This is a genomic window from Actinomyces sp. ph3 (genome assembly GCF_000308055.1).
GTDB lineage: Bacteria > Actinomycetota > Actinomycetes > Actinomycetales > Actinomycetaceae > Pauljensenia.
In genome coordinates this window covers 100,780-115,509 of sequence record NZ_CAGY01000005.1, presented here as the reverse complement: position 1 = coordinate 115,509, position 14,730 = coordinate 100,780, and the positions used below count along the sequence as shown (strand labels likewise).

The 14,730-nt window shown below is 57.9% G+C and carries 11 protein-coding genes; 5 read left to right on the top strand and 6 right to left on the bottom strand.

Translation table 11 applies throughout. The features are described 5' to 3' along the window. Positions 1-102 precede the first annotated feature (102 nt). Complete coding sequence (locus HGAS_RS05720) at positions 103-1,254, top strand: alpha/beta fold hydrolase (RefSeq protein WP_026066675.1); 1,152 nt, start codon at positions 103-105, stop codon at positions 1,252-1,254. Here the strand turns inward: HGAS_RS05720 and HGAS_RS05715 are convergent. The 3 genes from HGAS_RS05715 to HGAS_RS05705 all read right to left on the bottom strand — a co-directional run bounded on the left by HGAS_RS05715 (position 1,251) and on the right by HGAS_RS05705 (position 4,873). Beyond that, positions 1,251-2,498, bottom strand: coding sequence for a hypothetical protein (locus tag HGAS_RS05715; RefSeq protein ID WP_019126886.1), 1,248 nt, complete (start codon positions 2,496-2,498; stop codon positions 1,251-1,253). The two genes, HGAS_RS05720 and HGAS_RS05715, sit on opposite strands and share 4 nt — an antisense overlap. Positions 2,499-2,775: 277 nt before the next feature. Beyond that, a complete protein-coding gene (locus tag HGAS_RS08515) occupies positions 2,776-4,110 on the bottom strand; it encodes an MFS transporter (protein ID WP_019126885.1) in 1,335 nt (444 codons plus the stop codon). Between the two features lie 28 nt (positions 4,111-4,138). Continuing rightward, positions 4,139-4,873, bottom strand: coding sequence for a glycerophosphoryl diester phosphodiesterase (locus tag HGAS_RS05705; RefSeq protein ID WP_019126884.1), 735 nt, complete (start codon positions 4,871-4,873; stop codon positions 4,139-4,141). A gap of 457 nt (positions 4,874-5,330) precedes the next feature. Here HGAS_RS05705 and HGAS_RS05700 point away from each other — a divergent pair, with 457 nt between their 5' ends. Continuing rightward, positions 5,331-5,990 carry a hypothetical protein gene (locus HGAS_RS05700; RefSeq protein WP_019126883.1) on the top strand — a complete coding sequence of 220 codons (660 nt, stop codon included), beginning with the start codon at positions 5,331-5,333 and terminating at the stop codon, positions 5,988-5,990. Positions 5,991-6,156: 166 nt separating this feature from the next. On the opposite strand, the gene ppdK is transcribed toward HGAS_RS05700, so the two are convergent. The 3 genes from ppdK to HGAS_RS05685 all read right to left on the bottom strand — a co-directional run bounded on the left by ppdK (position 6,157) and on the right by HGAS_RS05685 (position 11,421). After that, positions 6,157-8,874 (bottom strand): pyruvate, phosphate dikinase, encoded by a 2,718-nt coding sequence (gene ppdK, locus HGAS_RS05695; protein WP_019126882.1) that lies wholly within the window; start codon positions 8,872-8,874, stop codon positions 6,157-6,159. A 149-nt stretch (positions 8,875-9,023) separates the two neighbouring features. Further along, on the bottom strand, positions 9,024-10,550 hold the full coding sequence (locus tag HGAS_RS05690; RefSeq protein ID WP_019126881.1) for an FHA domain-containing protein: 1,527 nt from the start codon (positions 10,548-10,550) through the stop codon (positions 9,024-9,026). Between the two features lie 16 nt (positions 10,551-10,566). Beyond that, a complete protein-coding gene (locus HGAS_RS05685) occupies positions 10,567-11,421 on the bottom strand; it encodes a PP2C family protein-serine/threonine phosphatase (protein ID WP_019126880.1) in 855 nt (284 codons plus the stop codon). A 157-nt stretch (positions 11,422-11,578) separates the two neighbouring features. On the opposite strand from HGAS_RS05685, the gene HGAS_RS05680 reads away from it, so the two are divergent. The 3 genes from HGAS_RS05680 (at position 11,579) to HGAS_RS05670 (ending at position 14,681) form a co-directional block, all read left to right on the top strand. After that, a complete protein-coding gene (locus HGAS_RS05680) occupies positions 11,579-12,280 on the top strand; it encodes a hypothetical protein (protein ID WP_019126879.1) in 702 nt (233 codons plus the stop codon). Between the two features lie 60 nt (positions 12,281-12,340). Next, on the top strand, positions 12,341-14,245 hold the full coding sequence (locus HGAS_RS05675; protein WP_019126878.1) for a hypothetical protein: 1,905 nt from the start codon (positions 12,341-12,343) through the stop codon (positions 14,243-14,245). A 145-nt stretch (positions 14,246-14,390) separates the two neighbouring features. Continuing rightward, positions 14,391-14,681, top strand: coding sequence for a YciI family protein (locus tag HGAS_RS05670; protein WP_019126877.1), 291 nt, complete (start codon positions 14,391-14,393; stop codon positions 14,679-14,681). Positions 14,682-14,730 lie beyond the last annotated feature (49 nt).

Below are 14,730 nucleotides of genomic sequence, written 5' to 3'. Positions count from 1 at the left end.
TCGCAACAACGTTTAACCGAAGCCACACAAATCACGATCGCAACATTTGTAACATTTGCCCCAAATAACGATATCTTTCACGCGAAAATCCACATAAAATCAATGCAGATCCCAAACACAGGAGTGAGTACAGTGGACGAAACCGAGCTCCCCGAATCCCCAAGCAGCACCGATGGCTTCAATGGCCTCGTCGACGAGGCCGTGCTGGCCCCCTGGGGAGAAGAAGGCCCAGCCCCCGTTGGCCAGTGGCGGCGCGACGTTTTGGGTGAGGGCTACGAATCGCGCACCATCCCCCTTATGGATGATGACGCAGGGTCTGTTGTTGCGACCTTGGTTCGCTACCAAGGCCACAGAGCTTCTTCCCAATCCCCGCGTTTTGTTGCCCTGTACATTCACGGCCGCAACGACTATTTCTTCCAGCGCGAGTTGGCCCAAAATATCGCCGATTGTGCAGGGGCCTTCTACGCGATCGATCTACGCAGGTATGGTCGTTCGCTACGCCCTGGCCAACGCATGGGATTCATTTCGAACCTCAGTCTGTACGATGAGGAACTCGGAGAAGCTCTGGATCTGATCCGCAATGATTACCCCGATCTTCCACTTGTTCTGATGGGTCACTCAACGGGCGGACTGCTTGCAACGCTGTGGGCAAATCGCCATCCCGGCGCGATCGACGGCCTCATCTTGAATTCTGCGTGGCTTGAAATGCAGACAATGGCTTCCATGCGTTCAACCATGGCTCCGATTCTTGAACGCATTGCGTCTCGAAATCCGATGTGGGCGGTTCCGGGAGGCGGCAGCGGTCCAGATAACTATGCGCGTTCGCTTCACGAGGGATGGAATTCACTGGAGGCGCCCCTACCGGAGTCTCTCGAGGCCTACGCCGATGATCCCGCTGTTCAGGGATGGGACTATGCGCTGGAGTGGAAGCGGCCAGGCTCCTACCCCGTTTACGCGGCCTGGCTCGAGGCGATCCTTGAAGGCCACGACTCCGTTGCGACTTCAGTCAAGCTGGATATTCCCGTACTTTCGATGATGTCGACGTCTAGCTTCTTCAGCGAAGAATTCACTCCAGAAACTTTTTCAAGTGACGTCGTCTTAGATCGCGAGGTCATCTTGGAGCGTTCGTCACGCTTAGGACCGCTGGTCACCATCGCCAGTTTCCCGGGCAAGCACGACCTACTGCTCTCTGACCCGCAGGTGCGCGCGCAGGTCTATGAAACGATGAATCGCTGGATTAAGGCCTTTATCTAATCGCGTGAGTACTCGCGAATGATTTCTCGGTTGACCTCTGCCAAGGATTCACCCAAGGTCGGGCCTTCTTCCCCACCCAGATGCCACAGCGTCCAGCCGTTACCGGAAACACCAAAGTAGGAAAGCGCATCCTGCGGGTTATCCCAGCTCTCCTCGCCCGAGCGGAACAGGCCATCGGCCGTGAATTCACACTCTGCCTCAGGCACGTCAACGATAATTGCGGGAACATCCTCGGCAATAATCTGCCCAAGAACACGAAGGGCAGCCGCATCACGCGAGAGGACGGGGATCCCCGCCTCACGGGCAGCGCGGACCTCTTCGCTTTCCTCTTCTTCTAACTCGCCATCACTGTCTTCCATCTCGACTGGAGCGGCATGATGATGCGCATCGTTTCCGTCGAAGGTGTGTTCGCTTTCCGTTTCAGGAACTTCCGGCTCTACGGCTTCAGCGTGGGCGGCCTGTTGAACGAACTCTTCATCCTCGGGAAGGTAGTCGTCCTCCTCGGGAACCAAGGCCTCGGCCTCGGTAGCCGGTTCGGGGGAAACAAAGTCAACGCGCGCGGAGGGCTCAATGGTCACCGGAGCGGCCACGTCACGAATTGACGAGGCGATCGCGGGGACGTCGTCGGAGCGCCCAGCAAGCAGGTGGGGGGCGTGCGCGTAGGTACGCGGACCAACAGCGTGAACTTCAAGGAAAGAACGCCCATTGCTCATCTCGCGCAGGCTCATTTCATGAACTTCAACGCCGGAGGCAGCGAGAACCTCAAGCGCCGGACGAACCGCGGGATCAATGCGGCCAACCACCATGACCAGACGCGGACCTGCACCGGGCGAGGGAGGCATTGAATCGCGGAAATGAATCCAGCCGGATTTGAAAGCTGCGACGCCTCCGGGATATTCACGGGCCAGATCCGACCACGACAGTGCGGCGGTTCCAGCGAGGCGCGAAAGGGACTGAATCAGCGTATCTGAGTCCAGGAAGTCAAGAATCTCGACCGAAACAACTTGGCCAGAAGGATCAAGGGCAGTCAGCCGAGGAGCCTCGTCTTCTGCGGAGCCATCAACAAAGGCCGAACCTTCAAAGGGGGAAATATCTCGCCACGTGATGGGGAAAAGTGGGCGCGAAACGATCTCGAGCACCTGATTACACACGGCATCAACGATTTCGGGGGTCAAACCGTCGGATACTGAGCGGCCGAATTGGGCAGGGATCAAACGCCCCTCGTCGAATTCAAAGAGAGCCATGAAGCTTCCAACCCCTCGCGCTGATGCTAGATGTGTTGATGAATGGTAGATGCGATCTGGTCTTATTGTTCCACAATCACGCCGAGGCGTGGACGAAGACGGGCCGGAGAAGTTGAGAGTGATGACGGGGAAGCAGGGGCTTGAAGACATGTAAAAGGCGGGTCCGCATCGTCTCGGTCCGGTACCGAAGTACCTGGGACGATGAGGACCCGCCTCAGTCAGTTCAGCCTCGAGAGGCCAACTGGTTTGGATTCAGTGGAGAGTATCCGTGAAAGGATCACTCAACCTCAGCGCTCAGAGCCTTCTTGCGACGGTTCGAGAACACCAGTGCGTAGGCGCAAGCAGCACCAACAACTGCCACGCAGAGCGTGATCAGGAAGATGATGCGGTAGCCATCGTAGGGGTTGGCCTCGTGAGCGGTGATGATTCCAGCGGTGGTCGGGTTGCCCCAAAGGATGGAAGCGTAGACCAGGAAGGAACCGACCGACATTGCGGAGCCGTTGATTTCCTCGGGCAGGTGCAGCTCAGCGATAGGAGCAAGCAGCACGGACTTACCAAGGAAGACACCGAATGCCATGACGACCAGCAGGATCATTGCAGGCCACATCATCGAGTCGGATGCGGGCAGCAGGTAGACCAGGCCAACGCCGATGGCGATAACGGTCAGAGCGACTGCAACCATGGTGGTCGAGGACTTGAAGACGTAGTCAGCGAGCATCCCTGCAACGAGGCCGGCGATGATGCCAACGAAACCGGTGGAGAAGATACCGAATGCACCAGAGGCAGCGTCAGATGCGTGGAAGACCAGCTTCAAGTAAGGAGCCGAGGAGTAGATCAGGTTGACGTAGCACCAGTAAACACACATGCCGGCGATACCTGCGAACCAAACACCGGGCTGTGCCAGAACCTTGAGCAGACCCATGAGAGCTGCGGTGTTCTTGGTGTGGCCTTCGGACTCGGCAACAGCGTTGGCGGGAACGAAGCGCAGGATGGCGATGATGTTCGGGATCAGCAGCAGGGAGTAGCCCAGGCCGAAACCAATCATGATGCCGTTTGCGTGGGTCGGGAAAATGGCCATGCAGCCGATGATGATGAGGTTCATGCAGAACTCAACGCCACGACGGATGGACTCGAGGAGGCCCATTGCAAGGCCACGGCCCTTGGAGTCAGAGTCAGATGCCATGAAGGCAACGCCGTTGACGACGGCGGGCCAACCGATGGCGTCCCAAATTGCCCACGTAATTGCAATGCCAACAAGCATCTTGATGTTCAGGTGGTAGCCCAAGACCGGGGAGAGCCACAGGAACAGGAAGGTCAGCAGTCGCCACGAGGCGAAGCAGATCAGAATGTTACGGATGGGGAAACGGTTGTTCACCCAGCCGGCGGGCACGTACATGAACATGGCAATGCCGAGCCAGCCCATGATGGTACCGAAGTCGGCGACCGTGATGCCAAGAGCATTGGTCACGGGGATCAGCAGAGATCCCTTGAACGCCTCGAAGGAGACGTAGACCAGCTGGCCGGTCAGCACGACAGTGAGGAAGCCGCCGATGCGGCCCTTCTGCAAGAACTTAGGAAGGCGCGACTTTGTGCCTACTGAGGTTTCAGACATGTTGTTGAATTTACCTTTCGAGATTCACTCACTGAAGATGGGCAAAAGAGTCCGCAACATCGGTAAAGACACCGGTTGCGCCCCAATTGAAGAGCTCATGTGCTCGGTCAATCGAGTTCACGGTCCACACGTTGACACCGAAGCCTGCCTCACGGAAGGCCTCAACCTTGGACTTGGTCAGACCGCGGTCCTCGGGGTGAATGTATGACGCGCCAACCAGCTCGAGCATGGACTTCCAGTCGTCGTAGAGAGCACAAGTCTCGTACAGGCAGCCCACTTCGTACTGAGGTGCGCGTTCCTTAATCTTCGCCAGCAACACGTGATTAAAGGAGGAGAAGAAAACCTCTCGTTCGGGGTCGAGTCCAGTCAGCGCATCAAGAATCGAATCAATGAGACGCATGGACATGGCGCCACCGGCCTCATTCGACTTGATCTCAATGTTGGCATTCAGTCCACGGCGGTTGAGGAGCTCGATCAGCTGCTCAAGGGTGGGCAGAGGCTGTCCGGTGAATTCCGGAGAGAACCATGAACCGGCATCGATCGATGCCAGATCTGCCTTCTCGAGGCCGTAGTACGACCCGCTGCGATTGGTCGTACGATCAAGCGACGTGTCGTGGATGACGATTGGCGTACCGTCACCAAGGATGTCGACGTCAGTCTCAATCCAGGTGAGACCAGCATCTGCAGTCTTTTCAAAAGCTGCAAGGCTGTTCTCGGGTGCGACACGGTTCAAACCGCGGTGTGCAAAAATGCGACGTTCCATAGAAGTTCACTGACTTCCTTGTCGAGGATGGACAAAACCTAAAGATCAGGGACTAATAGTCTCCGATCTCCGCTGTTAATTATGTGACTGGTGTGTTCGAGTTTCATGCTTATAAATGTGTTCCCACTCACATATTTGCATATTTGCTAAACGCGAACATCAATAACTTAACTACATTTTCGCAGGTCAGAAGCTATTATAAAGAAATTGCGCAGGGTTTACCCAGCATTGTGCACTTATGTGCAGTGGCATCTGCACCTATGTGCGGATACATAGTTGTATCATTCGCCACTCTAGAGAAGCAGACAACCCGTCAGGTCTTATTTTCTCGATTAAAGATTGGAACAGGCGCCACCAAAGAGCGCCAAATTCAACAGAATTAATATTGTTTAAGCACCAATTTTTGCGCTCAGCAAGGTATCAGCTAGCACAACTTTCACATTGTTAGGATGAAGGCATGGCCTTGCTGTTCATACTGCTAATTTTCGCGATCATCATCGCCTTCCTCTTTTTCTACATGCGATTACTGCTGTGGATGCTCTTCTCTCCTGACTACGTACTTGCAATAGGGTTTGCCGGCATTTTCACGATGGACCACATGGCATGGCTGACATCCTCAGAAACGGCCCACTTCATTTGGGCTGTTGTTGCAATGGTTATTGTCGGATTCGCCTATCACAAGCTCAATAACCTGCTGTACTCGGTCTCTCGCCGCATCTATGCGATTGTCAGTTTCCCAATCGTGGTTATATCTAGCCTGTTCCTCATGCTGACTGTTGTTCTGATGTTCTTGGAAGAATTCGCACCCAACCTTGCAGATGATCCAACCATCAAACACGCTATCTATATTGTGCTTGCCCTCATCATTGCCGTTTTTGCATGGCGCAAACGGCAAACAACTATGGCCCAGCTGTACTCCCCCACGAACATCGTGCTCACCAACGGCAATGTGATGGTTGTGGAGAGCAGCAGCACTACGCCCATGTCACCGTATACACCGTCAGCGGCATCGTATACGCCGCCCGTGTCACCGTATTCGCCACCAGCAACTCCGCCTACGTCGGCGCCCGGTGCTTTCCCACCGCCACCCGGTAAAGGCGGATTCAAGAATTACTGACGCTCGGGCGACCTCTTGGCTCCATAGGGTGTCATAAGAATTCGCCGCAAGCGCCCCGGGAAACGCAAGTACTCTGAAACGCAAGTGCCTAGAAACGCAAGTGCCCCGCCAGCCGAAGCTGGCGGGGCACCGCGCTATATCAGCGCTAGACGGTCCTTGCAGACACTCACGCGGTCATATCCGTGTGATCCTCAACGGCTGCACGTCCGGCCTCCAGGCGCGCCACGGGCACGCGGAAGGGCGAGCAGGACACGTAGTCGAGTCCGACCTTGTGGAAGAAGTGGATCGATGCGGGATCGCCACCGTGCTCACCACAGACACCGAGCTTGATGTTCGGCTTGGTAGAACGTGCGCGACGCACGCCCTCGGCTACAACTGTACCGACGCCGTGAACATCGATCGACTCAAAGGGAGAGACACCAAAGATGCCACCCTCGATGTACTGCGGGAAGAACACACCCTCAACGTCATCACGTGAGAAGCCCCACACAGTCTGGGTCAGGTCGTTCGTACCGAAGCTGAAGAAGTCGGCTTCCTCAGCAAGGTCCTCGGCGGTCATGGCCGCACGCGGCAGCTCAATCATCGCACCGATGGTGACGCCGGAGAGGTCAACGCCCTTGTCAGCAGCAACCGCAGCGATAATGCCTTCGCCTTCCTCGCGGATCAGCTGCAGCTCACGCACGGAACCAACCAGCGGAACCATGATTTCGGGGCGCGGATCCTTACCACGGGCAACCAGCTCAGCAGCAGCCTCGCACAGTGCGCGCATCTGCAGGGCGAAGAGGCCGGGCAGGTAGATGCCCAGACGCACGCCACGCAGGCCCAGCATGGGGTTCTGCTCGTGGAAGCGACGCACGGTGACCAGCATTTCCTCGTCCGCGGGATCAACGGTGCCAGCAGCCTTGGCGAGTGCAACCTTGACCTCGAGCTCGGTGAGCTGGGGCAGGAACTCGTGCAGCGGCGGGTCGATCAAGCGCACGGTCATCGACTTACCGTCCATGACCTCGAGCATTGCCAGGAAGTCTTCCTTCTGCAGCTTCTCCAGGGCATCGAATGCTTCCTGACGCTCAGCGGAGCCTTCTTCGGACAGGATGACGCGCTCAACCAGCGGACGACGCGAACCCAGGAACATGTGCTCGGTACGGCACAGGCCGATGCCCTGTGCACCAAACTCCAGTGCGCGCTGCGAGTCCTCGGGGGTATCGGCGTTGGCGCGCACCTGCAGGCGACGAACCTCGTCGGCGTGGGTAAGGATGCGGTGGACGGCCTCGATCAGTTCGGAGGTACCGGGATCGCCAGCTGCTGCAGCCAGGCCAGCTTCGAGGCCGTGGCTCAGGTAGGTGGTCACCGGGGAGTCGGTCACGGGGACCTCACCCAGGAAGATCTCACCGGTCTGGCCGTCGATTGCGATGGTGTCTTCGCCGGTCAGGACGCGGCCTGCGACGGTGACGGTTCCGGCCTCGGCGTCGATCTCAAGAGCTTCAGCACCGCAGACACAAGTCTTACCCATGCCGCGCGCAACCACTGCGGCGTGCGAGGTCTTGCCACCGCGGGCGGTCAGAACGCCCTCGGCTGCGACCATACCGGGTAGGTCGTCGGGGTTGGTTTCGCGGCGGACCAGCACGCACTTGACGCCTGCTGCTGCCGAGGCCTCGGCCTGAGCATTGTTGAAGACGATGCGGCCAACGGCTGCACCCGGGGAGGCGGCCATACCGCGAGCAATGAGTTCCTTGGATGCAGACGCATCGAACTGCGGGAACATCAGCTGGGTGAGCTGGTCACCGGTCACGCGGCCCAGGGCCTCGTCGCGGGTGATGAGCTTTTCATCGACCAGCTGGACGGCAACGCGGAAGGCTGCGGCAGCGGTACGCTTGCCGACGCGGGTCTGGAGCATCCACAGCTTGCCGCGCTCGATGGTGAATTCGATGTCGCACAGGTCGCGGTAGTGGGTTTCGAGCTTGTGCATGATTCCGCGCAGCTCGTCGTAGACCGGCTTGTTGATCTTCTCAAGATCAGCCAGGGACAGGGTGTTGCGGATACCTGCAACGACGTCTTCGCCCTGTGCGTTCTCAAGGTAGTCACCGTACACACCGGAGTGACCGGTGGAGGGGTCGCGGGTGAAGCACACGCCGGTGCCGGAGTTTTCACCCATGTTGCCAAAGACCATGGTGCAGATGTTGACTGCGGTGCCCAGGTCGTGGGGGATGCGCTCACGGCGACGGTAGATGCGGGCACGTTCGGTGTTCCAGGAACGGAAAACGGCCTCGATGGCCATGTCCATCTGGGTGCGAGGATCCTGCGGGAATTCTTCACCGGTCTGCTCATAGACGATGGTCTTGAAGATATCAACCAGGCTCTTGAGGTCTTCGGCGGTGAGCTCAGTATCGCCCTTAACGCCGCGTTCCTTCTTCATGTTGTCCAGAGCGTCAGAGAAGAGATCGCCTTCGATATCCAGAACGGTCTTGCCGAACATCTGGACCAGTCGACGGTAGGAGTCCCATGCGAAACGCTCGTTGCCACTGACAGCGGCAAGACCGTGGACGGACTCGTCGTTCAGACCGATGTTGAGGACGGTTTCCATCATGCCGGGCATGGAGAACTTTGCGCCCGAGCGGACCGAGACAAGCAGCGGATCCTTGGGATCGCCCAGCTTGCGACCCATTTCTTCTTCGACCTTGCGAAGTGCGACGGTCACTTCAGTATCAAGACTTTCAGGGGCCTTGCCGTCGTGCAGGTAGACGCGGCACGCTTCGGTGGTAATTGTGAATCCGGGAGGAACAGGCAGGCCGAGCTTCGTCATCTCTGCCAGGTTCGCACCCTTACCTCCGAGCAAGTCTTTCATTGACTTGTCGCCCTCGGAGAAGTCGTATACATACTTGACCATCTGGTCCCTCAACTTCCGTTGTTTCGGGGGGTACCCGTCATCGGGACCCTGTGTATTGACATACTAACCAATGGAAAAAGTACCGGCCAAATGATGCGGGCCACGCCGCGAAATTACGCGGGTGGCCCGTTCACCATATGGTCACTGTTTTATCGAACAATAAATTCGACCAGGACGTTTTCTCCCAGATCAATAACGTCGCCGTCGCTCAGCGGCACGGTAACGCGCGGAGGAACTTCCTGAACATTGCCATTCGAGCTGCGCAGCAGGGTTCCATTCGCACTTCCCAGATCCATGAGCATCCAGGAACCAAAACCGCTGGGAATAACAGCTGCGTGCGAACGCGAAATCTCGTTTGCCGGGCTGGGCACACGCATGACGGTTGCCGAGGGACGTCCCGTCAGAACGCGAGCATTGGGGTCACGTCCCAAGATCACGTCGTGAGTAAGTTCAACGGGAGCAGCGCCCGCATAGACCAGGTAGCCGGCCTGGGTGTGCTGCGAGTCATCGGTCACGCGTCGCAGTACCGTTGCGCCACTATCGGAGTTATCGATTTCGAAAGCGGGAGCCACGCCTGCAGCTGGGGTTTCCGCAGCCGGGGTCTCCCCATGCGCCGGGGTTTCTTCGATTTCCGAGGCCGGGGCGGACTCTTCAGCTTCAGGCTGGCTTTCCTGCTCGACCGGCTCTTGCGAGACCTGTGCCTCTACCTCTGCGGGTTCATCGGCGGGAACTTCGATGGAAGCTTCTTCTTCGACGAACGCATTGGGTTCAAAGATTTGCTCGCCTGAGGGAGCGTCCAATTCAACGCTAGCCTGCGGCTCAGCGGTATTCTGCGGCGCATCTTGCGAAGCAGCCTGCTGCATTGCCGCGAAGGCCTCAGAGGTGATGGTTTCTTCCAAGGCCTCGGGGCTGGTGTAAACGGGGGCGGCGGTCGGCGTCACTGCTGCCTGAGCCGCGGCAACTTGAGCGCCCGCAGCATAAATATCAGGAGTTTCTTCGGACGCACTTGCTTCCGCCTCTGGCTCGGGTGCCCACAAATACTTCGGCGCGGGCTCTTCAGTGGCCTGAGGCTCTGCGGCTTCCTCCTGGGGCTGGGGTTCTTCCTCAAGTACTCCCCACACAGTGTGCGAGGCCTCGGGCTCAGGCGCGGGTGCGGACTCTTCAGCGGAGGGGGCATCCTCAACGTGCTCTTCCTGGACCTGAGCGGGCTTCTCTTCTTCCACCAGCGCGGGGGCCGAGGGAAGTTCGGGCTCTACGGGGTAGCCGATGCGGACCTGGGAGGCCTCGGCCTCAGAGGTCGCGAAGTGTGCCCACGGCTGAGCATCGTCGAACTCGCTCAATGCGATATCCATGAGCGTCCACTCGCCCGGCACAAATTCCCACATCGACAGCGGGCCACCCCAGGTGAAGGGGGTGTCATAGCCGGGAGCAATGGCGCGAACATTCGCACTGCCACCCAAGGAAAGAAGGGGAACGGGGCCGCGCAGGTCCATATGCGCGAAAGGCAAACCGCTGGCTGTAGCGGAATTAACCCAGGTTGTCAGATCTTCGTTGGTATCGGTGACAACGCGCTGTGCGGAGTCAGCGAGGTCAGCGGGGACCAGGGCAAAGCCCAGGGGGCCGGCGACGATGAACCCACCGTTACCGCGAACTGCATGGCGGCCCAATTGCAGCATTCGAAAACTCTTTTCTCTATCGGGCGCGGCGCGCCGTTGTGACCGGAAGGGGTCGCACTGGGATACGTGGACGCACGCTCGCGCGTATGTCCCCATCGTAGCGGCTTCCCACAACCGATTGTGCACGGATTACAAGGGCAGTTGCGTTATCACGTGTACCGCCCTCGATTGCTCGGTCAACCAGAGCATTGGCAATTTCTTGCGCAGATGAATCCTGGCTGGCGATATCGATGAGGTCTTGTTCTGAAAGTGCGCCGTGAACACCATCCGAGCACAGGACGACGACATCCCCCTCGCACATTGGGGTCAGGACGTAGTCAGCCTGGGGAAGTTCCGGCATTGCTGCGCCGAGCGCGCGAGTGATGACATTCGAGGGTGGAAGAACCAGTTCCGCACCGGTCCGCTTGGCGAATTCTTTGGCTTCTTGGACTGCTGAATGGTCGGTCGTCAGCTGAAGGATGCTGCCGGCGGCAATGAGATAGGCACGAGAATCACCGATATTAAAGGTCAGCCACTGCGGACCATCTTGGTCAATGGTCAGGGTTCCGCACAGCGTGGTTCCCGGGGCAGCCGGGTCCTCCTTCTCCCCTAACGAGGCCACTGCCTCTGCGGCCGCGCGGATCGCACCGACCAGCTCGGCCGGGTTCGGGTCAATTGCATCCAAGGCCTCGGGGCTGAGGGCGTTAGAGAGCACTTCAAGAGCGGTTGTCGAGGCCAGTTCGCCTTCTGCGTTCCCGCCCATCCCGTCGGCAACTGCGAAGAGAGGGTCTTGGGCAAGCCAAGAGTCTTGGTTTGATGAGCGAACAGGACCGATGTCACTGGTCGCACCCCACTGGGTGCGGATCACAGTCCCACACAGAGGAAGATCCACAGCTCAACCACCTTTGACGTACGTTCTATTTTACGCGAGAATAATCCCATATATTGAAGGGCTCGTGCACCTTTGAAAACGATCTTGTATTTTCAATATGTACGAGCAGGTAGTTTTTGTCTGTTTTTAACGGGCAAGAGGCGGAAAGAGAGACGGCATGAGCGGAGAAGTTGGCGTTAATAACGACGCATTTACTGCCGCACAATCAGCTCTAGACAGCTCGCGTGGCGAATTCGCGGGAGAGGCGACCTCTAAGGTCGCATCGCTGACAGCAGCCCAAACAGCAGGCAAGTGGGGCGTAGAGTCGGGCCCCGTCGCAGCTCGACAGCAATATACGACTGCCCTTCAAGAAATCCAGGACGCAATTACCTCTCTAAATGCAGAGGTCATTGCTTTCTTGAGTGCTGCCGCTAAGACCCAAGCGCTGATGGGCGAAAATGAGCAAAACGGTATCAATGCGGCTCAGGCCTTAGCGAATGCATCGCTTGAGGCGCAAGAGCGGTCCCTAGCCCAAGCCGAGAAGGAAAAGAACAGCGCGATAGCTGGAAATTCAGCTTCAAAGGTGGCCGAGGCTATAGATATAGCAAAAGTTCAGGCATCAGATCTTGTCGGGGGCGCAACCCAACCGGGTTGGGTTGCTCGGACTTCGGCAGAAGGAGGTGCCCAACAACCTGGCCCAGTTGCTGCAAACAACACTTCCTCCTCTACTCCGCAACTTCAACTTCCTCCAACATTCTTGGGTGGACTTGGACAGGATTCTGGGGCATCCGACCTATTCGCTGCGGCTAGTAGAGCGCCAAGCAAACCCACTTCGGGACTTCCCACCTGGAACTCCCCTTACGGCTTTGGACGAGACTGATAGCGACATCGAATATCGAGACGCTTCTCAGTAATACCTAGGATTGAAGAAAGACCTCTTATGGCACTCTCCACAGAGAACTATGATCGACTCACCAAAGTTGCTCGCCTTGACTATTCAGACCAGGATGCATCGCTTCTGGATGACTTGAAAGCTCAGCTGGCTTCTCTAAAGACCGCATGCGCAAGCTTCTCCGGAAACACTGGTGTTGAAGGTGCAACACATGCGGCAATGACATCAAAAGTCAGCGATTTCGAGGCTTCGATCGCTAACTTAGAGGGTCGAGTCGAGACCATGGAAACCGCCCATACTCAGGCTCGTCAAGCTATGCAAGAAGCTAAGTCTGTTCAAGGGACTCTCAGCACACAACTCTCGCATCCCTCAGACCAGGCTGCTGCGCAAGTGATGTTCCAAGGGCAGCCAAATGAAGCTGCGCTTCAAAATGAGTACATCCAGAATATGATCGCTCAGCGCAATGCCCAAAGGGAAGCTAAGGCAAAAGCAGCCCTTGATGCCATGAATGGCCAAGTGACCAGTGCTGCTGCAGGGTTCTCCGCAGAGTCTAGCGATGGTAGTGGAGACTCAAGCGGTGGCAGGCCTTCTGTTGTCGTTGGTTCAAGTCTTGGTGGACAGTTGTTTCTTGCGGCAACAGGCGGTAGCCATGCTGCTCATGCAGGTGCTGCCGCAAACGCCCCGATCGCTGGACTTGAGGTCCTTCCTTCTGTTTCCCCTTCATCTTCCGTTCTGGCAGGTGTTGATGTCACGACCATGCCGGTCGGCGGTTACATGACCCCTGATGGCCCCGCTGGTGGCCATATTCCCGCTCCTGTTACCGATGCGGATGATCCCCGTTGGAAGCCTGATTACAACCCCTTCTCGACGTCATCACACTCCAAGGATTTGGCCATTGCCGGTGGCGCACTCACAACCGGTGGCACTTTGGCTGGTCTTGGCCGCATGGCAACTTCCGCGACCTCTATTGCAGGTTCAATGGGTGGCTTCGCATCACGTGCTGCTACTTCTCAATTTGGAACTGTGCCGGCCGGTGGCGCACTCGCACCTTCGACCAGCGCGCGTTTGTCGTCCTCGAACGCAATTTCTAGCGCGATGAATGACCTTGAGCGTGGTGCTTTGACTCCTCGTGGAACTGCTCAGGCTGGTAACTGGGGCAATGCGGCTCGTATGGCAAACCCGGGCACCCCGGCCTCGACAGCTGCTCGCGCAGGTGGATTCCCGCGCGGTATGGGAGCCCCCGGAGCTTACGGCAGCGGCGCAACCGCTGGAACTGGAGCAGGCACCTCATCGACGGCAAGTAATGCGTCGACTATGTCAGCACGTGCACGTGCGGCTGCTAGCATTCGCCCGGCAGGCGTTAGTGGCACTACGGCCACCGGAGCACCTGCGAACGGAGCAGCCGCCGGGGCACGCGGCACCGCGTCGAGCGCAGCAAAGGGCTCAGCTTCTGTTAAGGCAGGAACAGGCTCACAGTCCACTGCCGCTTCGGCTCGTTCGGCTTCAGCTTCTGCTGCTCGCGCAGGTGTGGGCGCACGGCCTGGTGTTATGGGAACGACTGCCGGCACAGCGTCGAGTTCGAGCTCGACCGCTAAGGGCAGCGCTACCAAGGGAGCTTCAGCTAAGGCTGCATCGTCTGCCAAGGCTTCTTCAGCAGGCACAGGGGCAGCTCGTGGCGCTTCCTCGAATGGCAGCGTGTCAGGAGGTGCTTCCTCCGCAGCAGCTCGTGGCGCTTCGGCTGCAGCTGCCCGCGGTCCTATCGGTGCGGGAGCGGTTGCTGGTGCAGCGTCAAAGGAAGAAAAGGACAAGGCGAAGCGTCGCGCGCTGAGCGGCCTTAAGGCTGTTCGCGTTGATGGCGTTGAGGAGAAGGCTCCGGCTGCCGCGGGTCTTTCCGCCGGTAACGCAGAGTCCCTGAAGCCGGTTGCAGCTGCTGATCAGGATGATCGCTGGTGAGCTTCTGAAAGTGTGAAGAGGCGCGGAGCTTGGCTCCGCGCCTCTTTTAATTTTCCGCTTGCCTTCTCTTCTACTTTCCTCCGGATGTGCCGGAGGCTGGGCAACCGGTATATCGTGAAGATGTTGTCCTATTCAAGGAGGAAGAATGAAGGTTTTCACTGTCGAGTACCACTACGTCACCGATCGCGACGAGGAAATGGCTGAGGTGCGCCCCACGCACCGCGCCTTTAATGGCGACCTTGCGGCGCAGGGCCGTCTGATCGCGGCGGGTCCCTACACCGGCACTCACAATGCACTGATTATTGTGCGCGCTGAAGATGCTGCGGGAGCTTTGGAGCTCCTTGAAGCCGACCCGTTCAATCAGGCAGGCTTCATTGCCGAGCGTATCCCCCGCGAGTGGAACCCGGTGATCGGAAGCATTCCCGCGGAAGACTGAAACAGGAGTAGCAGGGCTAGGGCTATTCACTCAGCGTTCGGGCTAGAAG

Bases quoted from the DNA above. Each gene is read 5' to 3' on its own strand.
- HGAS_RS05720 (WP_026066675.1), top strand. From the start codon at position 103: ATGCAGATCCCAAACACAGGAGTGAGTACAGTGGACGAAACCGAGCTC.
- HGAS_RS05715 (WP_019126886.1), bottom strand. From the start codon at position 2,498: ATGGCTCTCTTTGAATTCGACGAGGGGCGTTTGATCCCTGCCCAATTC.
- HGAS_RS08515 (WP_019126885.1), bottom strand. From the start codon at position 4,110: ATGTCTGAAACCTCAGTAGGCACAAAGTCGCGCCTTCCTAAGTTCTTG.
- HGAS_RS05705 (WP_019126884.1), bottom strand. From the start codon at position 4,873: ATGGAACGTCGCATTTTTGCACACCGCGGTTTGAACCGTGTCGCACCC.
- HGAS_RS05700 (WP_019126883.1), top strand. From the start codon at position 5,331: ATGGCCTTGCTGTTCATACTGCTAATTTTCGCGATCATCATCGCCTTC.
- ppdK (WP_019126882.1), bottom strand. From the start codon at position 8,874: ATGGTCAAGTATGTATACGACTTCTCCGAGGGCGACAAGTCAATGAAA.
- HGAS_RS05690 (WP_019126881.1), bottom strand. From the start codon at position 10,550: ATGCTGCAATTGGGCCGCCATGCAGTTCGCGGTAACGGTGGGTTCATC.
- HGAS_RS05680 (WP_019126879.1), top strand. From the start codon at position 11,579: ATGAGCGGAGAAGTTGGCGTTAATAACGACGCATTTACTGCCGCACAA.
- HGAS_RS05675 (WP_019126878.1), top strand. From the start codon at position 12,341: ATGGCACTCTCCACAGAGAACTATGATCGACTCACCAAAGTTGCTCGC.
- HGAS_RS05670 (WP_019126877.1), top strand. From the start codon at position 14,391: ATGAAGGTTTTCACTGTCGAGTACCACTACGTCACCGATCGCGACGAG.